Source organism: Pseudomonas sp. AAC (genome assembly GCF_000725445.1).
Lineage (GTDB): Bacteria > Pseudomonadota > Gammaproteobacteria > Pseudomonadales > Pseudomonadaceae > Pseudomonas > Pseudomonas citronellolis.
In genome coordinates this window covers 106,623-131,749 of the sequence record NZ_KL647102.1, presented here as the reverse complement: position 1 = coordinate 131,749, position 25,127 = coordinate 106,623, and the positions used below count along the sequence as shown (strand labels likewise).

General features: G+C 68.6%; 22 protein-coding genes. 8 read left to right on the top strand and 14 right to left on the bottom strand.

Features of this window, described 5'->3' with window-relative positions; genetic code table 11:
• Window positions 1–23 precede the first annotated feature (23 nt).
• The 8 genes from lptE to FG99_RS28060 all read left to right on the top strand — a co-directional run bounded on the left by lptE (window position 24) and on the right by FG99_RS28060 (window position 9,018).
• Entirely contained in the window at window positions 24–638 is a 615-nt protein-coding gene (gene lptE / locus FG99_RS28095) for an LPS-assembly lipoprotein LptE (RefSeq protein ID WP_043273491.1), read from the top strand.
• A 39-nt stretch (window positions 639–677) separates the two neighbouring features.
• Window positions 678–1,715 (top strand): DNA polymerase III subunit delta, encoded by a 1,038-nt coding sequence (holA, locus tag FG99_RS28090; protein ID WP_009617330.1) that lies wholly within the window; start codon window positions 678–680, stop codon window positions 1,713–1,715.
• Between the two features lie 385 nt (window positions 1,716–2,100).
• Window positions 2,101–3,837: a caprolactamase subunit beta gene (locus FG99_RS28085; RefSeq protein ID WP_043273490.1), complete on the top strand. Its 1,737-nt coding sequence runs from the start codon at window positions 2,101–2,103 to the stop codon at window positions 3,835–3,837.
• Between the two features lie 10 nt (window positions 3,838–3,847).
• A complete protein-coding gene (locus tag FG99_RS28080; RefSeq protein ID WP_043273489.1) occupies window positions 3,848–5,929 on the top strand; it encodes a caprolactamase subunit alpha in 2,082 nt (693 codons plus the stop codon).
• Between the two features lie 96 nt (window positions 5,930–6,025).
• Complete coding sequence (locus tag FG99_RS28075; protein WP_051879327.1) at window positions 6,026–6,982, top strand: helix-turn-helix domain-containing protein; 957 nt, start codon at window positions 6,026–6,028, stop codon at window positions 6,980–6,982.
• A gap of 81 nt (window positions 6,983–7,063) precedes the next feature.
• On the top strand, window positions 7,064–7,216 hold the full coding sequence (gene arfA, locus FG99_RS28070; protein WP_043273487.1) for an alternative ribosome rescue factor ArfA: 153 nt from the start codon (window positions 7,064–7,066) through the stop codon (window positions 7,214–7,216).
• Between the two features lie 129 nt (window positions 7,217–7,345).
• The gene (locus tag FG99_RS28065; RefSeq protein ID WP_009617320.1) at window positions 7,346–7,636 is read left to right on the top strand and encodes a hypothetical protein; all 291 of its coding nucleotides are present in this window, start codon (window positions 7,346–7,348) and stop codon (window positions 7,634–7,636) included.
• A 77-nt stretch (window positions 7,637–7,713) separates the two neighbouring features.
• The gene (locus FG99_RS28060; RefSeq protein ID WP_371263889.1) at window positions 7,714–9,018 is read left to right on the top strand and encodes a lytic murein transglycosylase; all 1,305 of its coding nucleotides are present in this window, start codon (window positions 7,714–7,716) and stop codon (window positions 9,016–9,018) included.
• A 43-nt stretch (window positions 9,019–9,061) separates the two neighbouring features.
• Here the strand turns inward: FG99_RS28060 and FG99_RS28055 are convergent, their stop codons facing one another.
• From FG99_RS28055 to mrdA, 14 genes are all read right to left on the bottom strand, one after another.
• Window positions 9,062–10,087 carry a fimbrial protein gene (locus FG99_RS28055; RefSeq protein ID WP_081884749.1) on the bottom strand — a complete coding sequence of 342 codons (1,026 nt, stop codon included), beginning with the start codon at window positions 10,085–10,087 and terminating at the stop codon, window positions 9,062–9,064.
• Window positions 10,088–10,330: 243 nt separating this feature from the next.
• On the bottom strand, window positions 10,331–11,317 hold the full coding sequence (locus FG99_RS28050) for a fimbrial protein (protein ID WP_043273484.1): 987 nt from the start codon (window positions 11,315–11,317) through the stop codon (window positions 10,331–10,333).
• A gap of 8 nt (window positions 11,318–11,325) precedes the next feature.
• On the bottom strand, window positions 11,326–12,324 hold the full coding sequence (locus FG99_RS28045) for a fimbrial protein (RefSeq protein WP_043273483.1): 999 nt from the start codon (window positions 12,322–12,324) through the stop codon (window positions 11,326–11,328).
• Window positions 12,325–12,357: 33 nt separating this feature from the next.
• Window positions 12,358–14,907 carry a fimbria/pilus outer membrane usher protein gene (locus FG99_RS28040; RefSeq protein WP_081884753.1) on the bottom strand — a complete coding sequence of 850 codons (2,550 nt, stop codon included), beginning with the start codon at window positions 14,905–14,907 and terminating at the stop codon, window positions 12,358–12,360.
• 5 nt (window positions 14,908–14,912) lie between these two features.
• Window positions 14,913–15,644, bottom strand: coding sequence for a fimbrial biogenesis chaperone (locus FG99_RS28035; RefSeq protein WP_009617306.1), 732 nt, complete (start codon window positions 15,642–15,644; stop codon window positions 14,913–14,915).
• A 49-nt stretch (window positions 15,645–15,693) separates the two neighbouring features.
• Window positions 15,694–16,236 (bottom strand): fimbrial protein, encoded by a 543-nt coding sequence (locus FG99_RS28030; protein ID WP_009617304.1) that lies wholly within the window; start codon window positions 16,234–16,236, stop codon window positions 15,694–15,696.
• A 394-nt stretch (window positions 16,237–16,630) separates the two neighbouring features.
• Window positions 16,631–17,614: a lipoyl synthase gene (gene lipA, locus FG99_RS28025; protein WP_009617302.1), complete on the bottom strand. Its 984-nt coding sequence runs from the start codon at window positions 17,612–17,614 to the stop codon at window positions 16,631–16,633.
• Window positions 17,611–18,273 (bottom strand): lipoyl(octanoyl) transferase LipB, encoded by a 663-nt coding sequence (lipB, locus tag FG99_RS28020; RefSeq protein WP_009617300.1) that lies wholly within the window; start codon window positions 18,271–18,273, stop codon window positions 17,611–17,613. The genes lipA and lipB overlap by 4 nt, the downstream gene beginning before the upstream one ends.
• Window positions 18,273–18,563, bottom strand: a complete 291-nt coding sequence (locus FG99_RS28015; protein ID WP_009617299.1) for a DUF493 domain-containing protein — start codon at window positions 18,561–18,563, stop codon at window positions 18,273–18,275. Before FG99_RS28015 ends, lipB begins: the two co-directional genes overlap by 1 nt.
• A gap of 196 nt (window positions 18,564–18,759) precedes the next feature.
• Window positions 18,760–19,920: a D-alanyl-D-alanine carboxypeptidase family protein gene (locus FG99_RS28010; RefSeq protein ID WP_043273481.1), complete on the bottom strand. Its 1,161-nt coding sequence runs from the start codon at window positions 19,918–19,920 to the stop codon at window positions 18,760–18,762.
• A gap of 89 nt (window positions 19,921–20,009) precedes the next feature.
• Complete coding sequence (locus tag FG99_RS28005; RefSeq protein WP_051879325.1) at window positions 20,010–21,041, bottom strand: septal ring lytic transglycosylase RlpA family protein; 1,032 nt, start codon at window positions 21,039–21,041, stop codon at window positions 20,010–20,012.
• A complete protein-coding gene (gene mltB, locus FG99_RS28000) occupies window positions 21,038–22,060 on the bottom strand; it encodes a lytic murein transglycosylase B (RefSeq protein ID WP_141766112.1) in 1,023 nt (340 codons plus the stop codon). Before mltB ends, FG99_RS28005 begins: the two co-directional genes overlap by 4 nt.
• 21 nt (window positions 22,061–22,081) lie before the next feature.
• The gene (rodA, locus tag FG99_RS27995; RefSeq protein ID WP_099049098.1) at window positions 22,082–23,185 is read right to left on the bottom strand and encodes a rod shape-determining protein RodA; all 1,104 of its coding nucleotides are present in this window, start codon (window positions 23,183–23,185) and stop codon (window positions 22,082–22,084) included.
• 50 nt (window positions 23,186–23,235) lie between these two features.
• Window positions 23,236–25,122 carry a penicillin-binding protein 2 gene (gene mrdA / locus FG99_RS27990; RefSeq protein WP_009617294.1) on the bottom strand — a complete coding sequence of 629 codons (1,887 nt, stop codon included), beginning with the start codon at window positions 25,120–25,122 and terminating at the stop codon, window positions 23,236–23,238.
• Between the last annotated feature and the right edge of the window lie 5 nt (window positions 25,123–25,127).

The following is a 25,127-nucleotide window of genomic DNA, read 5'->3' as shown; positions in this document are numbered from 1 at the left end:
TCAACAGGAGTGAGGGAAGCTTGATGAAACGTATCCTGACCGGCATCGCGCTGATCGGCCTGACCACCGTGCTGGCCGCCTGCGGTTTCCACCTGCGCGGCCTGGGCGATACGAACTTCGCGCTCAAGGAAGTCGACCTGAGCGCGCGCAACGCCTATGGCGACACCGTCAAGGACCTGCAGCGCCTGCTGGAGAACAGCGGCGTGAAAGTGACCAAGAGCGCGCCCTACCACCTGTTCCTCGCCAGCGAGGCCGAGACCCAGCGCACCGCCAGCTACAGCAGCTCGGCGCGCAGTGCCGAGTACGAGCTGACCACCACGGTCGACTACGAAGTGCGCGGCGCCGACAACCTGCTGCTGATGACCGACAAGGTCGAGGTGCAGAAGGTCTACCTGCACGACGAGAACAACCTGATCGGCTCCGACCAGGAAGCCGCCCAGCTGCGCAAGGAAATGCGCCGCGACCTGGTGCAGCAACTCGCCCTGCGCCTGCAGATGCTCACCCCGGCCCGCCTGGAATACCTGCAGCAGCAGGCCGAAGCCAAGGCCAAGGCCGAAGCCGACGCGCTCAAGGCCGCGGACGAAGCGGCCAGGCAGCAGCCGCAGCAGTCGCCGATCGAACTGCCCAAGGCGCAGTAAGAGGACCAGGGGGCCGGCCATGCCGGCCCCAGTACTTTCATGAAGCTCAATCCCGCCCAACTCGCCAAGCACCTGCAGGGCAGCCTGGCCCCCGTCTACGTGGTCAGCGGCGACGAACCGCTGCTCTGCCAGGAAGCCTGCGACGCCATCCGCGCCGCCTGCCGCCAGCGTGATTTCAGCGAACGCCAGGTGTTCAACGCCGAAGCCAACTTCGACTGGGGCCTGCTGCTGGAAGCCGGCGCCAGCCTCTCGCTGTTCGCCGAGAAGCGCCTGCTGGAGCTGCGCCTGCCCTCCGGCAAACCCGGCGACAAGGGCGCCGCCGCCCTCCAGGAATACCTGCAGCGCCCGCCGGAAGACACGGTGCTGCTGGTCACCCTGCCCAAGCTCGACGGCGCCACCCAGAAGACCAAGTGGGCCAAGGCGCTGATCGACGGCGAGGCCGCGCAGTTCATCCAGATCTGGCCGGTGGACGTGCACCAGTTGCCGCAGTGGATCCGCCAGCGCCTGTCCCAGGCCGGCCTCGCCGCCAGCCAGGACGCGGTGGACCTGATCGCCGCAAGGGTGGAAGGCAACCTGCTGGCCGCCGCGCAGGAGATCGAAAAGCTCAAGCTGCTGGCCGACGGCAACCAGCTCGACGCCGCCACCGTGCAGGCGGCGGTGGCCGACAGCGCGCGCTTCGACGTGTTCGGCCTGATCGACGCGGCCCTGGCCGGCGAAGCCGCGCACAGCCTGCGCATGCTCGAAGGCCTGCGCGGCGAAGGCGTGGAACCGCCGGTGATCCTCTGGGCCCTGGCCCGGGAAATCCGCCAGCTGGCCGGCATCGCCCAGCAGTTCGGCCAGGGCGTGCCCCTGGACAAGGCCTTCGCCCAATGCCGCCCGCCGGTGTGGGACAAACGCCGCCCCCTGCTCACCCGCGCCCTGCAGCGCCACAGCGGCAACCGCTGGAACCAGCTGCTGCAGGACGCCCAGCTGATCGACGCGCAGATCAAGGGCCAGGCCCAGGGCGACGCCTGGAACGGCCTGGCACGCCTGGCGCTGCTGCTGGCCGGCCAGCGTTTGCCGCTGCCGCCGGGCTGATCCCCCTGCCGTCTCCCTGCGCGCGAATCGCGGATAAATCCGCTCCTACAGACCCAGGTGATGGGTATCGCTTCGCTCAACCCATCCTACGGGGTGTCGGGTTTGCCGGAGCCGTAGGAGCGGACCTTGTCCGCGATGGCCGGACGTCCCGGCGCGATTCGCGGATGAGATCCGCTCCTACGCTGCTCACCCGCGCCGTTCCCTGGTAGGAGCGCGCCCTGCGCGCGAATCGCGGGCAGGGCCCGCTCCTACAGATTGATGCCGGACAACCGCCGTTCGGCACCTGTGCGCTGTACGACAAGAACCACTGCGCTGCCGCGCAATACGCCCGGCCGGCGCCTCCCTATCGTCGCCCCATCGACCCGCCGATAAGGAGAACAAAGCGATGCCGGCCGATCCTATTACCCTGGCCGTGGTGCGCGGCGCGCTGGAGATGACCCAGCGCGAGATGACACTGACGCTGGAGAAAACCAGCCGTTCCAGCGTCTTCAACCTCGCCCACGACTATTCCAACGCGCTCTTCGACCACCACTCGGAAATGATCCTGCAGGGCCAGGACATCCCCATCCACCTGGGCTCGCTGATCCCGGCGATGAAGGCTGTGTCCGGCTACTTCGGCGACGACATCGCCGAAGGCGACGTGATCTACCACAACGACCCCACCTACGCCGGCAGCCACATCATCGACTGCTGCATGTACAAGCCGGTGTTCTACCAGGGCGAGTTGGTGTTCTGGACCGTGTGCAAGGGCCACCTCACCGACATCGGCGGCCCGGTGCCGGCCGGCTACAACCCCGACGCCAAGGAAATCTACGCCGAAGGCCTGCGCATCCCGCCGGTGAAGCTGTGGGAAAAGGGCCGCCGCCGCGAGGACGTGATCAACCTGCTGCTCACCAACATGCGCGCCCGGCGCAACCAGGAAGGCGACCTCAACGCCCAGTACGGCGCCTGCCGCGTCGGCGAGCGCAACCTGGTCGCCCTGCTCGACAAGTACGGCGTGGCCACGGTGCGCGAGTGCATCGCCGAGCTGAAGGACATGGCCGACCGGCAGATGCGCGAGCTGATCCGCTCGGTGCCCGACGGCAGCTACACCGGCCACGCGGTGCTGGAGGACTCCGGCCACGGCCTGGGCGAGCTGGCCATCAGCGCCACCGTCACCATCGAGGACGACAGTTGCCACATCGCCGTACAGAGCCCGCCGCAGGTGCCCTACTTCATCAACTCCTACGCCGGCAACTCGATGTCGGGCATCTACCTCGGGCTGATGATGTTCGCCCAGGTGCCGCCGCCCTATAACGCCGGGCTGTACCGCTGCGTGACCGTGGACCTGGGGCCGAAAGGCACCCTGTGCAACGCCGAGGAACCGGCGCCCCACGTCAACTGCACCACCACGCCCATGGAAACCCTCACCGACGCCGTGCGCCAGGCCTTCGAACAGGCCGCGCCGGAACGCGTCACCGCCTCCTGGGGGCACACCAGCGGGGTGAACATCGCCGGCGTCGACCCGCGCACCGGCGAGGAATACGTGACCATGGTGCTGGCCTCGATCATCTCCGGCGCCGGCGCCACCTCGGAGCTGGACGGCTGGCACGCCTGCGGCCCGCTGTGCTGCTTCGGCGCCCTCTACTCCGGGGACATCGAGCTGCTGGAGTACAGCTACCCGATCCTCATCCACCGCTACGGCCTGATGGCCGACAGCGCCGGCGCCGGCCAGCTGCGCGGCGGCTCGGGCACCTGCCTGGAAGTGGAGCCGCTGGACCACGAGATGACCGTGATCTCCTTCGGCGAAGGCCGCCAGCGCACCACCATGGGCGCCGCCGGCGCGGCCAACGGCCTGGACGCGCCCAAGCTGGGCGGCGTGGAGATCGTCCGCGCCGGCGAGCACGAGAAGCACACCCGCAACGTCATGACCGTGCTCAAGCCCGGCGAACGCCTGGTCAACCGCACCCCGGGTGGCGGCGGCTACGGCCCGGCCTTCCGCCGCCTGCCCGAGGCGGTCGCCCGCGACGTGCGCGACGGCCTGGTCTCGCCGCAGGGCGCCGAACTCGACTACGGCGTGGTGCTGAGCCCCGCCGGCGAAGTCGACCACGACGCCACCGCCCAACGCCGCCAAACCGCCTGAGGAAACCGACATGCACAGCCAATACCGCCTCGGTGTCGACGCCGGCGGCACCTTCACCGACTTCATCCTGGCCGAGCGCGAAGGCCGCGTTCACCTGTTCAAGGCCCTTTCCACCCCGCAGGACGGCACCCTGGCCATCGCCGACGGCCTGCGCCAGATCAGCCAGGCGCTGGGCCGCCCGGTGCAGGAGGTCGTCGCCAACTGCGACCTCTGCATCAACGGCACCACCGTGGCGCTCAACGCGCTGATCGAACTCAAGGGCGTCAAGGTCGGCCTGCTGGCCAGCGCCGGCCACGAGGACAGCATCGAAATCCGCCTGGGCCACAAGGAAGAAGGCTACCGCTACGACCCCGACTACCCGCCGGCGCCGCAGCTGGCCCCGCGCTTCCTGCGCCGTCCGGTGCGCGGGCGCATCCTCGCCGATGGCCGCGAGCACACGCCGCTGAACGAGGACGACGTGCGCGAGGCCGCGCGGCTGTTCGCCGAGCAGGGCGTGGAGGCGGTCGCCGTGTCCTTCCTCTGGTCGGTGCGCAACCCGGCTCACGAGCAGCGCGCCGCGGCCATCCTCCGCGAAATGCTGCCGGGGGTGTTCGTCTGCACCGGCACCGAGGTGTTCCCGCAAATCCGCGAGTACACCCGCACCTCCACCACCCTGGTCAACGCCTACCTGAGCCCGGTGATGGCGCGCTACGTGGCGAAGATCGACGACTACTTCCGCCAGCTCGGCGCGCAGCGCCCGGTGCGCTACTTCCAGTCCAACGGCGGCCTGGCCACCGGCGAGCACATGCGCGGCCGCGCGGTGAACGCGATCAACTCCGGCCCGGCCTCGGCGCCCCAGGCCGGGCTGTTCGTGGCCCAGCCGTTCGGCATCCGCAACGTCATCACCGTGGACATGGGCGGCACCTCCTTCGACATCACCCTGACCCGTGAAGGCAAGACCAACCTCAGCCGCGACGCCGACTTCCTGCGCCAGCGCATCGGCGTGCCGATGATCCAGGTCGAGACCCTCGGCGCCGGCGGCGGCTCCATCGCCCACATCAACCCCTACGGCATGCTCGAAGTCGGTCCGCAGAGCGCCGGCTCCAGCCCCGGCCCGGTGGCCTACGGCCAGGGCGGCGAACAGCCGACGGTGACCGACGCCAACCTCGCCCTGGGCTACCTCAACCCCGAGGCGCGCCTGGGCGGGCGCATCAGCCTGGACCGCGAGGCGGCGCTGGCGGCCATCCGCGGGAAGATCGCCGAGCCCCTGGGCATGGACGTGGACAAGGCGGCCTGGGGCATCCACGCCATCGTCAACGCCAACATGGTCAACGGCATCCGCCGCGTGTCCATCGAGCGCGGCTACGACCCGCGCGACTTCGCCCTGATCGGCGCCGGCGGCGCGGCGGGCGTGCACATGACCGCGCTGGCCGAGGACATGGGCATCGACACCGTGCTGATCCCCAAGGTCGCCTCCGGCCTGTGCGCGCTCGGGCAGATCCTCTCCGACGTGAAGCACAACTACCTGGCCACCTACCCCATCCTCGCCCGCGAGGACGCCGACCTTGCCGGCCTGGAAGCGGCCTTCGCCGAACTGGAGCAGCAGGGCCGCGCCACCCTGCGCGGCGACGGCTTCCGCGACGAGGACATCGCCGTGGTGCGCAGCCTGGAGATGCGCTACGTCGGGCAGATCCACGAATGCACGGTGGAAATCGGCGACCTGCAGGTCAACGCCGACACCCTGCCGGCCATAGTCGAAGCCTTCCACCGCCGCCACGAGGCGCTCTACACCTACGCCGAGGCGGACAACCCGGTGGAGATCGTCAACCTGGAAAGCCAGGTGATCGGCCGCGTCTCGCGCCCGCCCTTCCCCAGCCTGGCGGCCAGCGACGGCCATGCCCAGCGGGCCCTGGCAGGCAGCCGGCCGATGCTTTTCGGCGAGGACGGCATCCGCACCGACACGCCGGTGTACCAGGGCGCCCTGCTGCTGGCCGGCGACCGCCTGCACGGCCCGGCGGTGATCGAGGAAGCCACCACCAACATCCTCATCCGCCCCGGCTGGGTCGTCGAGCTGCACGAGTCCGGCTGCTACCGCCTGACGCGCCAGCGCTGAGCCGCACGGCCGGGGCCCCGCCCCGGCCGTTGCCCGGGATGCGGCACGGGACCTGCTTGGAAAACGCCCCTGCACGCCAGCCACACAGCGCCCGCCATGACCGCCATCGCCCGCTTCGACACCGCCAGCCAGCCCGAACAGCAGCGCCAGGCCTACTGGAACCAGTGCGTCAGCGGCGCCTATTTCCCGCTGGAACTGGACTACACCGGGCCCCAGCCCCTGTGCGCCAGCCTGGAGCTCTTCGACCTGGGCGAACTGTCGCTCTCCCAGTTGCGCTCCACGCCGCTGTGCTACCGCCGCCAGACACGCCACCTGAGCGCCTGCGACGAGGCGTCGTTCCTGCTGACGCTGCCGCTGCACAGCTGTTTCGAATTTACCCAGCGCGGCCGCAGCACCCGCTGCGCGCCCGGGTCCTTCGTCCTCGAGCGCAGCGCCGAGCCCTACGAGTTCCACTACGCCCAGGACAACCTGCTGCGCGTGCTCAAGCTGCCCGAGACCACCCTGCGCCGCCACGTGGCCGCACCCGATCGCCTCTGCGCCCTGGCCTTCGACGCCAGCCAGGGCGCCGGCGCCCTTTTCGTCGACTACCTGGAGCTGTGCGTGCGGCGCCTCGGCGAACTGCACCCCGGCGACGAAGCGCACCTTGGCCGCCAGCTCATGGAACTGCTGGGCCTGGCCCTGGAGCGCCAGGCCCCGGGCGAGAGCGGCGAAAGCGCGGTGAGCGCCGCCCACCTGCTGCGCATCGAGCGGCACATCCACCGCCACCTCGGCGACAACGACCTGAGTCCAGCCAGCATCGCCGCGGCTTGCGGCATTTCGGTGCGCTACCTGCACCGCCTGTTCCAGGGCAGCGGCCGCAGCGTGCAGGAGTGGATTCGCGCATTGCGTCTGCAGGCCTGCCACGAAGCCCTGAGCAGCGGCCCGCCGAACCTGCCGCTGGGCGAGCTGGCCTACCGCTGGGGCTTCGCCGACCAGGCCCACTTCAGCCGCCTGTTCAAGCAGCGCTTCGGCGTCACCCCCGGCGAGGTCCGGCGCAACCGACCAAAGGCCTGAGCCGAGCATGGACATTCCCGGCGAAAGCGCCGATGATGCCCGCGCCCGCAATGGGCGGGCGTTCATCCCGAGGAGAAGAGCATGGCGAAGAAAGCCAAGCGGCCGAACAAGGCCAAGTCCCTGGTAGCCCAACCGCTGTTCCGCAGCCGCCAGGAAAAACCGCTGAAAGGCAAAGGCAGCTACCGCCGCGAAGCCTCCCACAACTGGGAGGCTTCGTTCTTTCTGGCAGCCTGAAAACCGCACGTCCCTCCGCATCGCCCCGCCCTCGTCCCTCCCCGCCCCCTGCGCTTCCCGGCCAGTTCGATTGAACTTGGCAGCCCGTTCGAGCCTCCATGGAATAGGCACGACACCCGGAGAAGCACGATGAACACCAGGACACTCGCCGCCGGCCTGGTGCTGGCCCTGCTGCCCATGGCCGGCTCGGCCTGGGCCTTCTGTTCCGACCAGCAGGCCCTGGCCAAGGGCCGCCAGGTCGCGGACAAGGTCGCCGCCATCACCCAGCGCGACCCGGAAACCGCCAAGCGTCTCAACGCCCAGCTCGCCGCCATGAAGAAGAGCCGTTCCAGCAAGGAGCGCCCGGACGACTGCGCGGCCTACGACCAGATGCTCAAGGAGCTGGACCAGAGCGCCGCCAAGGCCAAGCCAGCCCCCTGAACCTGCAACAACCTGTCATCGCGGCGCCCGGCCCGGCGGCAGACGCTCCGGCGTCCGCGTGCTAAGGTGGCCGCTGCCTGAAGAACCCGCCGAGGAGCGCAATGCGCACACCCGCTTCACCCTTCCGTCTGTTTCCCCTCTGCCTGACCCTTCTCAGTGCCTGCGTGCTCTCCGCCTGCGCCGACGCGCCGGCGGCGAATTCGCAGCCGTCCACGGCCAGCGTGCTGCTCGACGCCGATGGCCAGCCGTTGCCGTCCATCAGCTTCGAGACCTGGCGCGAGGGCTTCCGCCAGCAGGCCCTGGCCGCCGGCATCAGCGCGCAGACCTTCGACCAGGCCTTCGCCGGCCTGGAGCCCGACCCGGCGGTGGTCACCGCCGACCGCAGCCAGCCGGAGTTCACCCGGCCGGTGTGGGAATACCTGGCCGGCGCCGTGTCGCCGGCGCGCATCCGCAATGGCCAGGGCAAGCTGACGCAGAACGCCGCCGTGCTGCAGCGCATCGACAGCCGCTACGCGGTGGATGCCGAGGCCGTGGTGGCGATCTGGGGCATGGAAAGCAACTTCGGCAACAACATGGGCGAGCGCAACGTGATCCGCTCCCTGGCCACCCTGGCCTACGAAGGGCGCCGCCCGGAGTACGCCCACGGCCAGTTGCTGAGCGCCCTGCGGATCATCCAGCACGGCGACGTGCCGGCCAGCGCCATGGTCGGCTCCTGGGCTGGCGCCATGGGCCAGACGCAGTTCATCCCCACCACCTACGACCAGTACGCGGTGGACTTCGACGGCGACGGCCGCCGCGACATCTGGCGCTCCGCCGACGACGCCCTCGCCTCCACCGCCAACTACCTCCAGGCCTCCGGCTGGAAGCCCGGCCAGAGCTGGGGTTTCGAGGTGCGCCTGGCCCAGGGCTTCGACTACGCCCAGGCCGACATGAGCATCCGCAAGCCGATCGGCGAATGGCTGCGCCTGGGCGTGCAACCGGTGGGCGGGCGCCTGCCGGGCAACCCCCAGGCCACGGCCTCGCTGTTGCTGCCGGCCGGCTACCGCGGGCCGGCGTTCCTGGTGCTGGACAACTTCCGCGCCATCCTCAGGTACAACAACTCCACCGCCTATGCGCTGGCCGTCGGGCTGCTGTCGGACAGCTTCAAGGGCCTGGGCCGCATCGAGGCCGGCTGGCCGGTGGAAGACCGCCCGCTCAGCCGCAGCGAGCGCATCGCCCTGCAGCAGGGCCTGGCCGCCCGCGGCTACCAGCCGGGCAACCCGGACGGCATCATCGGCGCCAACACCCGCACGGCCATCCGCGCCTACCAGCAGAGCCAGGGCCTGCCGGCCGACGGCTACCCCACTCCGGCGCTGCTGGCGCGCCTGCAGCAAGGCGACTGAAAGGTCCAGTGCGGGCCGGCAACGCCGGCCCGCACCGACCGCCTCATTCGTAGAACAGCGTGAACATCGCCGAAGCCCGCACCGCACCGCCGCTGATGCGGTTGGAAGTCTTGTAGTACCTGGCCACCAGCGGGATCGACAGCGGCAGATTGGAGCCCGAGACGTTCGCCTGGGTCAGGCGGGTGGACAGCGGCAGCACCGTGGAACTGGACGCGTCGCCCTGGAACAGCTGGATGCCGACGCCCGCCGCGTAGTCCGCGCCCTTCGCATTGTCGATGACGTTGGCGACGGTCGCGGCGTTCAGCGGATCGATCCTGTAGCTGACCTTCATGCTGCCGCTGCACAGCAGGCCGATATTGAACGGGGCGGCCTTGCTGTCGTCGGTCATCACCCCGATGCCTGGCGGGAAGTCGGTGACCGTCACCTGGGGCATCCGCACGCGCACGTCGGTGCCCGAGGTGATCTGGCAGGCGGGCGCGCTGACGATGGTCTGCCCCGACAGGGTCAGCTGGGAGACCTCGATGGCGTTGTAGAACACTTGTGACAGGCCACCGATCCGTATCACGCCGGGGCTGACGTCGCCGGTCTTCACCAGATACACGATGAAGTGCGTGAAAGGATCGTAGGTGCCGGCCCGGTAGCTCCAGTTCAGCGCCGAGACTTCCGACCAGGTGCGATTGTCGGTCACCCCGAGCGGAAACGGATCGGGCACACAGGAAGACTGGCCCACGTTGCACCAGAACACCGCGATGCCGATACCGGGAACGTTCGTGGCATGGACCGCAGGATTGCCGGTGGGCTGGCCGATGTCGCTGCTCAGGCGGCCGCTGATACGCCCCGCCGAACAGCGGTTGAGCATGCCGGTGGCCCCCCATTTCCAACCCGAACGCCAGAGCACCGCGCCTACCGGTTTATCCCGCGGAACCGACAGCGTGGCAGGTAGAGGCCAATCGACTTTGCCGGGGCCAGCATACCCCGAGCCGCCGTTGCTCCAGGAGCAGTCGGCCTCGGCCAGCACCGGCGACAGTAGCGCCAGGCCCGAGGCGATCGACAACCCCAGGGATTTCATGGGCAATGACAAGGATCCGACACGCAAGCATTTCCGTGACACTTCTCGTTCTCCATCCAGTGGCAGACGAACGGTGCCCGGAACCTCCGCACACGACTCCCCCGCTCCGTGGCAATGTGCCCCGGCTCGGCGGCAGGCGCCTGCCGGGTCGGACCATGATCGGGGTGTCGCCGCCCTGGCTCAACGGCCCGTCCGCGCAAATGCAAACGGGTTCCGCCGCCAGGGCTCAGGATGTCGAATGCGTCACTCGTAGATCATGCTGAAGGTCGCAGCGGTGTTGAGGGCGCCGGGCGTGACCCGCGCGCCGGTCTGGTAGTAGCGGGCGAACAGCGAGATACGCTGCGCGCCGCCCTGGGTCCAGCCCTCGAACACCGTCATCCGCAGCGGCAGCACCACGCTCTTGCCGCCAAGCTCGCGGAACAGCTGGATGCCGACGTTGCGCGCCAGGCCGTCGCCCTGCCGGTTGGCCAGGACGTCGGGGAAGTTGCTGGGGTACAGCGGATCGATTCGGTAGCTCAGGCGGATGTCCGGATCGCACTCCATGCGCAGGTCGAACGGCCGCCCCAGCCAGGGGTCGGGCAACACGCCGCCCTCCTGGAAGGCATCCACCGGGACCGTCGGCAGGCGTATGGTCTGGGTGCTGCTGGCGGGGTCGAGCCGGCAGCCCCGGGCGGTCACCTTCAAGCGCCCGTGGATGCTCAGCTCGCCGACGTCCAGGTTGTCGTAGCGCACCGTCGCGGTGCCGAGGAAGTCGTGCACGCCCGAGGCGATCGGCCCGGTCTTGACCAGCAGCACCAGCCAGTTGTTCTCCGGATCGTAGTCCCAGGGCCCGACCTCCCAGTCCAGACTGGTGACCGGCAGCGAGGGCTCGCAGCTGTTGCCCCGGTTGCACCAGTACACGGCGACGCCCATGCCTGGCACGTTGGTGGAATGCACGCCGCCGTTGTACCAGCCCGGCACCTCGAGCAGCGGGCCGATGTGCCCCGCCACCCGCCCGGACACCCTGCCCGAGGCGTTGCAGGCGATGCGCACGCCGGTGGCGTTTTGCCAGGCGCTGGAATACAGCATCCGGCCTGGCGCCAGGTCCTGGGGGAAGTCCAGGTCCGCCGGCAGCTCGACCTTGTAGACGGACTTCATGTAGCCCTGCTTGAAACTGCATTTCGCCCAGGCCGCCGGTGCGGCGAGGCACAGCAGCAGGCACAGGGCACAACCCAGGGTTCTGTTGAACATGGAAGGCCTCACTCGTAGGTCAGGGTCAGCGTGGCCGAGGTGGTCACCAGCCCCGAGGTGACCTTCGGGGAGATCTGGTAGTACCTGGCCAGCAGCGGGATGCGCACCAGGCCGGCCGCGGTCGAGGGGGTGTGCAGCAGCTTGGTCATGATGGGCAGCGGCTGCGCGTCGTCGCCATCGCCGTGGAACAGCTGGATGCCGACGTTCCTGGCCATATGCGGCCCCTCGCGGTTGGCCATGACGCCCACCGCCGCGGCCGACAGCGACAGCGGGTCGACCCGGTAGCTGAGGCGGATGCCGGCGTCGCACTGCAGGTTGATGTCGAAGCGCTTCTGCCAGGGCTCCGGCAATACCCCCGGGCCCTGGAAGGCATCCAGGGGCGCGGTGGGCATCTGCACCACCAGGTTGGGCGTGTCCAGCCGACAGGTCGGTGCACTGGTTGTCAACGAGCCCTGGACGCTGAGCGTACCGATGTCCAGGTCGATGTAGCGTACCGTCGCCGTGCCAGCGAAGCTGTGGAGGCCAGCCTGGAGCGGCCCGGTCTTCACCAGCCGCACCCACCAGTTGTTCCTGGGCGAATAGGTCTCGGCAAACACCCGCCAGTCCAGCTTCTGTACCAGCGACACGCTCTCGTTCGGCACGGGAGGGCTTCCGCACTTGGAGTCGTAGTTGCACCAGAACACCTGGATGCCCACACCCGGAATGTCGGTATCCAGCACCTCGCCATTGCCGAACCCGGGAATGCCCGACAGCGGCGCACCGAAGCCGCCGCCCAGTTGGCCCTGGGCTTGGCCGCTGCTGTCGCAGCGGATGGTCACGCCGGTCGCGCGCTGCCAGCCGCTGTCGAACAGCGCGGTGCCGACCGGCACGTCCCGCGGAACGGCCAGGACGTTATCGATGGGCACGCTGAAGACCGAGGTCATGTAGCCCGGCACGAAGGCGCAGGAAGCCCAGGCCGAGGGCGTGGCGAACAGCAGCAGGCAGAGCGGCAGGGTTGTTCTCAGCATGGGGAGTCTCCGTGGACGCCGGGCGCCCACCTGTCAGTTGGCGGATCGGCGGCAGAGCGCCTCGAGGCGGAAGAACGGCTGGCCTTCGGCCTTCGCTTCCGGCAGTTGGTAGGCGGCCGCGCACTGGCGGTCGGGGCTGGTTCCCCAGCGCACCAGCAGTTCGCCCTGCGCCTGTTCGGCGCGTAGGAACACGCGGCTGCCCTGCCCCACCAGGGTCAGGCTGGTACCCTCGGCATCCAGCACCTCGGCGCCCACCGGCAGCTTGCCGCCGTCCTCGTCCCGCAGCGTCAGCAGCAGCGGCTGGCCGTTGCGCGTCGGGTACTTGAGCAGGGCCACCGAGCCGAAGCGCGGGGCCACCGTCTGCTCGGTCAGTTGCAGTTCGACGTCCTCGCCCAGGCCCTTGGGGTCCAGCCCCACGCGATTGCGCCGGTAGGGGGTGAGGCCGCTGGTGAAGGCGAAGCCGTTGCCGGCGACCTGCGCGCCGGTGCTGTTGACCAGGCCGGCGCCGCTGGCGCCGCGGGCCTCGACCAGGACCTTGGTCTCGCCCTGGTCGGGGCTGAAGTTGATGCCGCCGGCATGGGCCAGCAGGCTGCCGGACAGGCCCACGCCCAGTTGCCGGTAGCCGTCGCCATCGCTGACGCTGGCCGACAGCGAGGCGGCCGAGGCGCGATACTGGGCGTTGGCGCCGCTGCTGGTGCTGCTGCCGCCGTCGTTGCGGCTGCGCGATGCGTAGACGCCGTAGCTGAAGGCGCTGCGCTCGCCGAGGGAGCCGGACAGGCCGAGCTGGGCATCGCTGGCGCCGTTGTCGGTGCGGCTGTAGGAACTGCTCAGGTAGGGCGAGCTGGGCGCGCGGCCCAGGGGCAGCGACAGGCTGAGCATGTACTGGTTCTGGCTCTGCCCGGACTGCGAGCGGGTGCGGCTGGCCGACAGGTTAAGGCTGCCCCAGCGCCAGCCGTTGCTGTAGCCGGCCTGGTAGCTGAGGTCGCTGCCGGCGTCGACGTTCCAGTAGTTCTGCGCCGAGCCGCTGAGGTAGAAGCTGCCCCAGCCGTCCGCCAGGGGCTGGCTGATGTTGGCCTGCAGACGGTTGCGCTGGCGGAAGCGCCCGGTGCCGCCGGAGCCGTCGCTCAGTTCGGCGAACTCGCCCAGCCCCAGGTAGCCTTCGCTGGAAAAGCGGTAGGCGGCGACTGCGAAGTTGGTACGCGTCGACTCCACCAGCTTGCTGTAGCTCAGCCGGTAGCTCTCCCCGCTGGCATCGCCGCCCAGGCCGTGGACCGGGTCCAGGCCGGAGGCGCTGGAGCGGGTGACGTCGAAGGCGAAGGCGCCCACCGGCGTACTCAGCGCTACCCCGCCCTGCAGCGCCAGGTAGTTCTGCGCGACTATGCCGCCGGTGTAGCCGGTCCACAGGTTGGACAGGCCGCGCTGGTAGGTGCCCTGGAGGAACTTAGGCGCGTCGTCCAGGCGCTCGTCGCGGTACTCGCCGGCGCTGAGGCTGTAGCGCGACACGCCCGGACGCAGCAGCTGCGCCACGCTGGCGAAGGGCACGGTGAAGCGCCGTTCGCGGCCGTCGGCCTCGGTCACGGTGACTTCCAGGTCGCCGGCATAGCCGGTGCCGTAGAGCTCGTCGATGATGAAGGGGCCGGGCGCCACCGTGGTTTCGTAGAGGATGTTGCCGCCCTGGCGCACCGTGACCTTGGCGTTGGTCTCGGCGGTGCCGCGGATGGCCGGGGCGAAGCCGCGCTGCGAGTCGGGCAGCATGCGCTCGTCCGAGGCCAGCTGGACGCCGGTGAAGGGCACGCTGTCGAACAGGTCGGCGGGGGTGTAGTACTCGCCCAGGGTCAACTGCGACTTCAGCGCGGTGATGTCGCGCTGGGCGTAGCTGCTGATGGCGTCGTACTCGGAAACGCCGTCGGAACGGCTGTAGCTGCCGTTGTGGCGCAGGCGCCAGTCGCCGAGGTTCACCCCGCTGTTGAGCCCGGCGTAGTACTGGCTGGAGCTGCTGCCGCCGACGTCGCTGCGGTAGGCGTTGGCGTTGTAGTCGACGAAGGCCGCGGTGATGCCGCGGTCCCAGTCGCGCGGGTCGACGTGGTCGGCGCGGGTGCGGCGCAGGTAGGCCTGGGGAATGCTCAGTTCCAGGCGCATGTCGGCCAGGTCGGGCGCAACCCGGCTGTCCGGGATCAGGCGCTGGAGGTCGATGCACGCCGGGTCGGCGGCCTGCAGCGCCTCGCGGGCCTCGGCCGGCAGGCGGTCGATGGCCAGCCCCAGCAGCGGCAGTTGCTCGCGCGCCCAGCACACGCTGGCGTCCTCGCGCACCTCGACGCGCTGCCGCCCCTGCCAGTTGTCGTTGAGGTACAGGTCCAGCGTGTAGCTGCCGGGCTGCACCGGGCTGCCCTGCTCGAAGCGCGTCAGGTCGACCGTCTGGCCCGGCGCGTTGCGCAGGAAGTCGGTGTCGAAGCGCACCGGCTGGTCGTCCGCCCAGCCGACGAGGCTCGGCAGGCCGGCCAGGGCGGCGGCGAGCGAGCCCAGGGCGACGGTGGTCCCGCGCCGCCCGCTCCAGCGCCGGATGAAGCCTGTGCAGGAGCCCATGCCGGTCACGGCAGCTTGACCTTGTCGTCGGTGGCGACGCCGTAGTCGCTCATCCAGCTGTACTCCAGGGTGCCGCCGGCGGCCTGCAGGGTGGCGGGCAGGGCGAAGTCCTCGTGGGAGAACGGCTTGAGCATGCCCGGGCCGAGATCGTGGCCGCGCCCGCCCTGCTTCAGCCCCAGGCTGGCGTAGGAGACGTGGTAAGGCGTGGGATTTTCCCCGCGCAGTACGCGCTTGCCCGCCTGCTCCAGCACCTGCCAGCGCACCTTGCGCACCGCCTCCGCGGCGCTGCCGGGCAGCCCCGAGGGGCGGTAGAACAGCTTCAGCCGCGAACGCACGGCGATCTGCATGTAGCTGCGCTCGCTGGCGTCCGGCAGCGGCGGGATCTCCAGGGCGTTGAACCAGAACAGCGACTCTCGGTCGTCCGGCAGCGTCTCGCCGCTGAAGGCCACGCGCACCGACTGGCCCTTGGCGGGGTCGAGGCGGAAGATCGGCGGGGTGATGACGAAGGGCGCGTCGGCATCCTGGGGTTGCGTCTGGATGTCGCCTTCGTCGACCCAGATCTGCATCAGCGCCGGGACCTTGCCGTCGTTGCTCAGGCGGACGGTGATTTCCCGCTCGCCGGCGGGGTAGACCAGGCGGGTGCCCTGGACGGTGACGGCGGCCCAGGCGGAAGTGCTCAGGCACGCGGCAAAGGCGAGCCCTGCCGTCATTGCGACAGCACGAATCAGCATGCTCATGGAAACCTCGGTGGATGCCCCGGGAGTCGCCTCCCGGGGGAAGCGGGACTTACTGGTAGCTCATGGTGTACTGCAGGTTGGTCTTCAGTACGCCAGGGGTGGTAGTGGCACTGCTCGCGGCATACTTGGCGACGAACCCCAGGGAAGCCTTGCCGTCGGCACCGGACTCCACCTGGTAGCCGCCGGAGCTGGAAATGTCGCTCAGGTCGATCTTGGTGGTGCCGTCGGCGCGGAACAGGGCGACTTGCGCATTGGTGCCGCCGTTCGCGGGAGGGATGGTGTTGTTCAGGTTGCCGGTGGCGGGGTCGACGTTGCCGCCGGTGGCGAACACCGCGGCGACCATGGCATTGGCGTCGCAGCCAGTGGTGTTGAGGGTGAAGGTCTGCGAGCCGGCAACCGTCCCGGCGCCCTGCAGGAGGTCGGCGTTCACCGGCTGCAGGGTGACGAGCTGGCTGGCGCTGGAAGGCTCGAGGGTGCAGGTCTTGGCGTTGACCAGGCCCTCGAAGGTCAGGGTACCGTCGGCAGCCGTTGCCGCACCGGACAAGCCGGCCACGGAAAGACACGCCAGGGCGGCGATTAGCTTCTTGCTCATTTGTTCGAACTCCAGGTCGATACGGCGTCAGGCAGCGCTTGGCTGGCACTGACTCGTTGGTTGTCAGGGCGTCTTCAAAGGCCCGGACAAATGGTCGAACAAACTCGGAAATGAATTAAGGTAAGGGAACCCCCAAAAAACGTAGGAAACGCCCTATACGCCCAATCGAACTTTTCCCCTATACAGTCAGGGAAAGGCGCCTTCAGCCCCACTTATTTCCTGGCAATGTGCCACTATTCCCGTAAGCCATATCTGTGACCGGCCGCACAGAGGCCCGGGGCAAGCGCGGTTCGTGGGTATGGCGCGGAGGGGAAAGAGAGGTGTCGCAGGGAGGGGAAAATTCGCAGGATGAACGGCCGGCCCCTTGCGGGCCGGCCGGGGTATCGGGCGCCGGTCAGCCGATCTTGCCGCCGTGGGCCTGCTGGTCGGCGTGGTACGAGGAGCGCACCAGCGGGCCGGAAGCGACGTTCTTGAAGCCCATCTTCGCGCCTTCCTCGGCGAACCAGGCGAAGGTGTCCGGGTGGACGAAGCGCTGCACCGGCAGGTGGTTGCGCGAGGGCTGCAGGTACTGGCCGAGGGTCAGCATGTCGATGTCGTGCTCGCGCATGCGCTGCATGACCTCGATGACCTCGTCGTCGGTCTCGCCCAGGCCGAGCATCAGGCCGGACTTGGTCGGCACGTGGGGCACCAGTTGCTTGAACTTCTGCAGCAGGTCCAGCGACCACTCGAAGTCCGAACCCGGGCGCGAGGACTTGTACAGCCGCGGCACGGTTTCCAGGTTGTGGTTGAACACGTCCGGCGGCTCGGCGGCGGTGATTTCCAGGGCGATGTCCATGCGTCCGCGGTAGTCCGGGACCAGGGTTTCCAGCTGGATGCCGGGGGACAGCTTGCGGATTTCGCGCAGGCAGTCGGCGAAGTGCTGGGCGCCGCCGTCGCGCAGATCGTCGCGGTCCACCGAGGTGATCACCACGTACTTCAGGCGCAGGTCGGCGATGGCGATGGCCAGGTTGGTCGGCTCGTCCACGTCCAGCGGCTTCGGCCGGCCGTGGCCGACGTCGCAGAACGGGCAGCGGCGGGTGCAGATGTCGCCCATGATCATGAAGGTCGCGGTGCCGCCGGAGAAGCACTCGCCCAGGTTCGGGCAGGAGGCCTCTTCGCACACGCTGTGCAGCTTGTGCTTGCGCAGCAGTTGCTTGATGCGGTCCACCTCGGGCGAGACCGGGATGCGCACGCGGATCCAGTCGGGTTTCTTCGGCAGTTCCTCGGTGGGGATGATCTTCACCGGAATGCGCGCCACCTTCTCGGCGCCGCGCAGTTTCACGCCGACTTCCACCTTGCCCGGCTTGCCTTGGCCCGGGGTCTCCACAACAGTGCTCATCTCAGTTCGATCCCGCCCGTTAGGGTCTTCTGTTCAGCGTAGCCAAGACGCTCGGTGAGTTCGCCGCGCAGGCGTTCGCGCACCTCGGCCAGGGTGATGGGGCCGGCCAGCTCGCGCAGCTGGGTCATGGCCATGCCTGCGTAGCCGCAGGGATTGATACGACGGAAAGGCTCCAGGTCCATGTCGACGTTCAGCGCCAGGCCATGGAAGGACCGGCCGTTGCGGATGCGCAGGCCGAGGGAGGCGATCTTCGCGCCGTCCACGTAGACGCCCGGGGCGTCGGGTTTGGACACGGCGCTGACGCCGAAGCCCTCGAGCAGGCCGATCAGGCTCTGTTCGATGCGCGTGACCAGCTCGCGCACGCCCAGGTGCGAGCGGCGCACGTCGAGCAGCAGGTAGGCCACCAGTTGGCCGGGGCCGTGGTAGGTCACCTGGCCGCCGCGGTCCACCTTGACCACCGGGATGTCGCCGGGCATCAGCACGTGTTCGGCCTTGCCGGCCTGGCCCTGGGTGAACACCCGCTCGTGCTCCAGCAGCCAGACTTCGTCGGGCGTGCCCTCGTCGCGCTCGGCGGTGAAGCGCTGCATGGCGTGCCAGGTCGGCTCGTAGGGCAGCACGCCGAGTTCGCGGAAGCCCAGGGAAGAACCGGCCTCGGGCATCACAGCACCATGTGCACGCGGCCGCTGGCGCGCAGGTCGCTGTGGATGTTCTGCAACTGGTCGACGCCGGTGGCGGTGATCAGCACCTGCACCGAGAGGAAGCGACCGTTGCGGCTGTCGCGGCTCACCAGGGTGGTGACGTCCAGGTCCGGCGCGTGGCGCTGGATGATCTCCACGACCAGGTCGGCGAAGCCGTCGCCGGCGTCACCGATCACCTTGATCGGGTAGCGTTCGCAGGGGAACTCGATCTTGGGCGCGGGAGGAGTGCTGGTATCAGTGGTTTCAGTCATGGCTGTCGCGGGCGGGTAGCCCGCCTCCGCACGAAGCTCCCGGGTCGGGAGGTTCCGGATGGATCGGACCTGACGGCTGCCGACGCCACGGGGGAGGTCGATCAGGCGCAGGCGCGCATTTTACCTGAGTCGAGCGCGCGCATGCGTAGAAATTCCCGGGCTTGTATACAAAAGTACGAGCCCGGGGGACCGTCGGTCAGTTGAACAGGCCGTAGAAGAACAGGCGGATGCTATCCCACAGGCGGCGGAAGATACCACCCTCCTCCACGGCGTTCAGGGCCACCAGGTCGGAGGTGCGCACGACCTTGTCGCCCAGCTTCACTTCCACCTTGCCGATCACCTGGCCCTGCTGGATCGGAGCCATCAGCTGCGGCTGCAGCACCATATTGGCCTGCAGCTGCTTGAGCTGGCCGCGCGGCACGGTCATGGTCAGGTCTTCGGACAGGCCGGCCTTCACTTCATGCTCGGAGCCCTTCCAGACCATGGCCTTGGTCAGCTCGGCGCCTTTCTTGTAGAAGGTCTGCGATTCGAAGAAGCGGAAGCCGTAGGTCAGCAGCTTCTGCGTCTCGGCGGCGCGGGCCTGCTCGCTGTTGGTGCCGAACACCACGGCGATCATGCGCTGGCCGTCACGCACGGCGGAGGCCACCAGGCAGTAGCCGGCTTCCTCGGTGTGGCCGGTCTTCAGGCCGTCGACGGTCTTGTCGCGCCACAGCAGCAGGTTGCGGTTGGGCTGCTTGATGTTGTTCCAGAGGAATTCCTTCTGGGCGTAGATGGCGTAGTGGGTCGGCTCGCCGTAGATGATGGCGCGGGCCAGGGTCGCCATGTCGCGGGCCGAGGAGTAGTGCTCCGGGTTCGGCAGGCCGGTGGCGTCCATGAAGTGGGAATTGGTCATACCCAGCTTCTGCGCGGTGTTGTTCATCATGTCGGCGAAGGCGTCCTCGCTGCCGGCGATGTGCTCGGCGAGGGCGACGGAGGCGTCGTTGCCCGACTGGATGATGATGCCGTGCAGCAGGTCGCTGACCGACACCTGCGAGCCCAGCTTGATGAACATGCGCGAGCCGCCGGTGCGCCAGGCGTGCTCGCTGACGGTGACCTGGTCGCTCTCGGCGATGCGCCCGCCCTCGATTTCCTTGGTGGCGATGTAGGCGGTCATCAGCTTGGTCAGGCTGGCCGGGGGCAGGCGCTCGTCGGCGTTGTTCTCCACCAGGACCTGGCCGCTGGCGCCGTCCATCAGCACCCAGGCCTTGGCCGCCAGCTGCGGCGCGGCGGGGACAACGGATTCAGCCGCCCAGCCGGCCACGGGGGCGCTGAGCAACACGAGCATGGACAGGCGTTTGGCGATGGTGATGATATTCATCCGTCTCTCTGGGTTCACTAATGGTCAAACAATCCCTTGGGGGAATTCCCGGGCGGCCTCTGGCGTGCCGCTTGATCGGTGCGCCGCGTTCAGTCCGGGCGCACCAGCTTGGGTTGGCCGAGGTTGGCCAGGCGGATGCTGTCCTGCATCCGCGCCGCTTCATCCTGCGTTCCGATCGGCCCCAGGCGTACCCGGTGCAGGGTCTGCTTGTTGACCACGACCGAGCTGATAAAGACCTGGGCGGAAGTCATGCCGCTGATCTTGTCCCTGAGCAGTTCCGCAGCGTCCGGGTTGGCGAAGGCACCCACCTGGAGATACAGGCCAGCGGCTGGTAATGAAGCGTTTTTTTTTGAGTCGACCTGCACCGGCGCCACGGGCGCGGCGTGCTGCGCCGGCGGCGGGGTGTAGACCTCGATCGGCTGGGCCATGGCCAGCGCCTGGGGCTGCGCGCCGGCCGCCGGGGCGCTCTGCAGCGGCGCCATCTTCGGGTGCGCCAGGACCATCGGCACCGGGCGCCCCTGGGCGGCCCACCAGCGCTGCGGATCGATGCCCTCGACCTTGACCCGCGCGGTGCCGGTCTCGGCGTAGCCGAGCTTCTTGGCCGCGGCGAAGGACAGGTCGATGACGCGGTCGGAATAGAACGGGCCGCGGTCGTTGACGCGGACGATGACGCTCTTGCCGTTGTCCAGGTTGGTCACCCGCACGTAGCTGGGCAGCGGCAGCGTCTTGTGCGCCGCGGTCATGCCGTAGAGGTCGTACATCTCGCCGTTGGCGGTGGCCTGGCCGTGGAACTTGGTGCCGTACCAGGACGCCGTGCCGGTCACGCTGTAGGCGCGCGCGTCGCTGAGCGGGTAGTAGGTCTTGCCCAGCACGGTGTAGGGGTTGTTCTTGAACGGGCCGTTGTGCGGCATCGGCACGGCATCGGGGATGCGCGACACGTCGACGTCCCACCAGGGGGCGCCGTCGCGGTGCGGCCGGTTGTAGTCCATCGGCCCGGAAAGGCCGCCGCTTTTCGCCGGCTGCGGAGCCCGGGAGCTGGTGCAGCTGGCGAGCAGCACGGCGCTCAGGCCGAAGCACGCCGCCGCCGACCAGAAGCCCGGTCGCTTCAGTCGCTGGTTCACTGGACACCTCGCACCCGGACGATCTCGCCGGCCAGCTGATGGACCGCCATGGCGTACATGGCGCTGCGGTTGTAGCGGGTGATCACGTAGAAGTTGGGCAGCCCGACCCAGTATTCGGGGCCGTCGGCGCCTTCGAAGCGGATGGCGGTGACCTTGAGGTCGTCGCGCAGCACGTCATGGGTGCGCCAGCCCGCGGCGCGCAGCTGGCCGAGGCTCATCTGCGGCTCCAGGCCCTGGGTGATGGCGTCCTGGGCGCTGTCCATGCTCAGCTCGGCCTGCGACACCACCGGCTCGCCGGCCTGCCAGCCATGCTGCTTGAAGTAGCTGGCGACGCTGCCGATGGCATCGGTCGGGTCGGTCCAGATATTGATGTGGCCGTCGCCGTCGAAGTCCACGGCGTAGGCGCGGAAGCTGCTGGGCATGAACTGCGGCAGGCCCATGGCGCCGGCGTAGGAACCGTTCAGGCCGAGCGGGTCGACCTGCTGCTCGCGGGCCAGCAGGAGGAACTGCTTGAGTTCCTTGCGGAAGAAGTCGGCGCGCGGCGGGTAGTCGAAGGCCAGGGTGGACAGCGCGTCCATCACCCGGTAATTGCCGGTGTTGCGGCCGAAGAAGGTCTCGACGCCGATGATCGCCACTATGTACTGGGCCGGCACGCCGTAGTCCTTCTCCGCGCGGGCCAGGGCCTCGGCGTTCTGGTTCCAGAACTCCACGCCGCGCTTGATGCGCGCGTCGGTGAGGAAGATCGGCCGGTAGTCCTTCCACGGCTTGACGCGCTCGGCGGGCCGGGAAATGGCGTCGAGGATCGACTGCTTGCGTTCGACGTCCTGGAACAGCGAAAGCAGCTGCTCGTCGGCGAAGCCGTAATCGCGGGTCATCTCGCCGACGAACTGGGCGACCTGGGGCGAACCGTCGTAGTCGCCCGCCTGGGCGGCGCCGCCGAAGCCGATGGCCCCGGCCAGCCCCACCCAATGGACACCCCTGACGGCCCACTCGCGCAGTATCTGCATTCCTTTCTTCACTCTGGTCTCAACGTTTCTTCTTCAAACCTGGGCGATCCATTTCCGGTGCGTATGAATCGACATCAAAACCCCGAACCCTGACATCAGCGTCACCAGCGAAGTTCCGCCGTAGCTGATGAAGGGAAGCGGAACCCCCACGACCGGCAGCAACCCGCTGACCATACCAATGTTGACGAACACGTACACGAAGAAGGTCATGGTGATGCTGCCGGCCAGCAGCTTGCCATACAGCGTCTGGGCCTGCGCCGTGATCACCAGCCCGCGGTAGATCACCATCAGGTACAGGGCCAGCAGCAGGCATACCCCCACCAGGCCGAACTCTTCGCCGAGCACGGCAATGATAAAGTCCGTATGGCTTTCCGGCAAAAAATCCAGGTGCGACTGGGTGCCCAGCAGCCAGCCCTTGCCGAACACGCCGCCGGAACCGATGGCCGCTTTTGACTGGATGATGTTCCAGCCGGTGCCCAGCGGGTCGCTTTCCGGGTCGAGGAAAGTCAGCACGCGCTGCTTCTGGTAATCGTGCATGACGAAGAACCACATGGCCACCGCCACCGGTACCGCCGCGGTCACCGCGCCGAGGATCCAGCGCCACTGCAGGCCGCCGACGAACAGCACGAAGGCGCCGGAGGCCAGCACCAGCATGGCGGTGCCCAGGTCCGGCTGCTTGAGGATCAGTACGAAGGGCACGCCGATCAGCGCCAGGCTGATCGCCAGGTGCTTGAGGTTCGGCGGCAGGTTGCGCTTGGACATGTACCAGGCCAGCGTCATGGGCATGAACAGCTTCATGAACTCGGCGGGCTGGAAGCGGATCACCCCGGGGATGTTGATCCAGCGCGTGGCGCCCATGGCGTTGTGGCCCATGACGTCCACCACCACCAGCAGCAGCACCCCGATCAGGTAGCCCAGCGGCACCCAGCGCGCCAGGAAGCGCGGCTCGATCTGGGCGATGACGAACATCATCACCAGGCCCAGGCCGAAGGACGAGGCCTGCTTGAGCAGCAGGTCCCAGCTCTTGCCGCTGGCCGAATAGAGGACGAACAGGCCGGCCGCGCCCAGCACCAGCAACAGCAGCAGCAGCAGGCCGTCGATGTGCAGCCGCTGCAGCAGGCTGGCGCGCCGCTTCATCACGTCCTCGTTGGACAGCGTGCGGTCGAAGTTGGGGTTCATGTTCATGCTCATGGCTTCGGCGCCTCCGCCACCTGTGGCGCGAATTCGGGCTTGAGCTTGCCGCTCTCGTCCAGCAGCCAGGCGTCCATCACCTGCTTGAGCACGGGGGCGGCGACGCCGGAGCCGGACTCGCCGTTCTCCACCATCACCGACACCGCGATCTGCGGGTTGTCCGCCGGGGCGAAGCCGATGAACAGCGCGTGGTCGCGGTTGCGCTCGTTGAGCTTGGAACGGTCGTAGCGCTCGTTCTGCTTGATCGCCACCACCTGCGCGGTACCGGACTTGCCGGCGATGCGGTAGACCGAGGCGGCGCCGACCTTGTGCGCGGTGCCGCGGGCATTGTGCACCACTTGCTGCATGTCGGAGTCGATCAGTTCCCAGTTGCCCGGCTCGCGCAGCTCGATGTCGGGCATCGGCTCGGGGTCGACCGGCGGCTGGCCGTCGACGGTCCTGGCCAGGTGCGGGCGGATCCACTTGCCGTGGTTGGCGATCAGCGCGGTCATCTGCGCCAGCTGCAGCGGCGTGGACTGCATGTAGCCCTGGCCGATGCCGAGGATCAGCGTCTCGCCGGGGAACCAGACCTGGCGGCGGGTGGCGCGCTTCCACTCGCGCGAGGGCATCAGCCCCGGCGACTCGCCGTACATGTCCAGGGACACGCGCTGGCCGAAGCCGAAGCGGCTCATGTAGTCGTGCAGCCTGTCGATGCCGAGCTTGTGGGCGAGGTCGTAGAAGTAGGTGTCGTTGGAACGCATGATCGCCGTCTCCAGGTTCACCCAGCCCTCGCCGGAGCGGTTCCAGTTGCGGTACTTGTGGTCGTAGTTGGGCAGTTGGTAGTAGCCGGGGTCGAAGACCCGCGAGCTGGGCGTGACCACTCCGGCGTCGAGGCCGGCCAGGGCCACCGCCGGCTTCACCGTCGAGCCCGGCGGGTACAGGCCGCGCAGCACGCGGTTGTACAGCGGGCGGTCGATGGAATCACGCAGCGCCGAGTAGTCCTTGAAGCTGATACCGGTGACGAACAGGTTGGGGTCGTAGCTGGGCTGGCTGACCATCGCCAGCACCTCGCCGGTGGCCGGCTGGATCGCCACGATGGCGCCGCGGCGCCCGCCCAGGGCCTCCTCGGCCTTGGCCTGCAGCTTGCTGTCGATGCTCAGGACGATGTCCTTGCCCGGCACCGGGTCGGTGCGCTTGAGCACGCGCAGCACGCGGCCGCGGGCGTTGGTCTCGACCTCCTCGTAGCCCACGGTGCCGTGCAGCTCGGCCTCGTAGAACTTCTCCACGCCGGTCTTGCCGATGTGGTGGGTGCCGGAATAGTTGACCGGGTCGAGCACCTTCAGCTCGGCCTCGTTGATCCGCCCGACGTAGCCCACCGAATGGGCGAAGTGCTCGCCCAGCGGATAGTGGCGGACGAACTGCGCGGTGACGTCGATACCCGGCAGACGGTACTGGTTCACGGCGATGCGGGCGATCTGCTCCTCGGACAGCTCGAACATGATCGGCACCGGCTCGAACGGCCGCCGGCCCTGCTTCATGCGCTTCTCGAAGATCGCCTTGTCCTCCTCGGTCAGGCCGAGGATCTCCACCAGCGCCTGCAGCTCCTGCTGCAGGTTCTCGGTGCGCTCGCGGGTGACCGTGAGGCTGAAGCTGGGGCGGTTGTCGGCGATCAGCACGCCGTTGCGGTCGTAGATCAGGCCGCGGTTCGGCGGGATCGGCTGGACGTGGACGCGGTTGTTCTCCGACAGCGTCGAGTGGTACTCGTACTGGGTGACCTGCAGGTGGTACATGCGCGCCACCAGCACCAGGGCCAGGAGGAAGATCGCCACCGCGCCGACGACGACCCGGCGACGCACCAGGCGGGCGTCCTTCTCGTGGTCCTTGAGTTGTATCGGCTGCGGCATCGGGT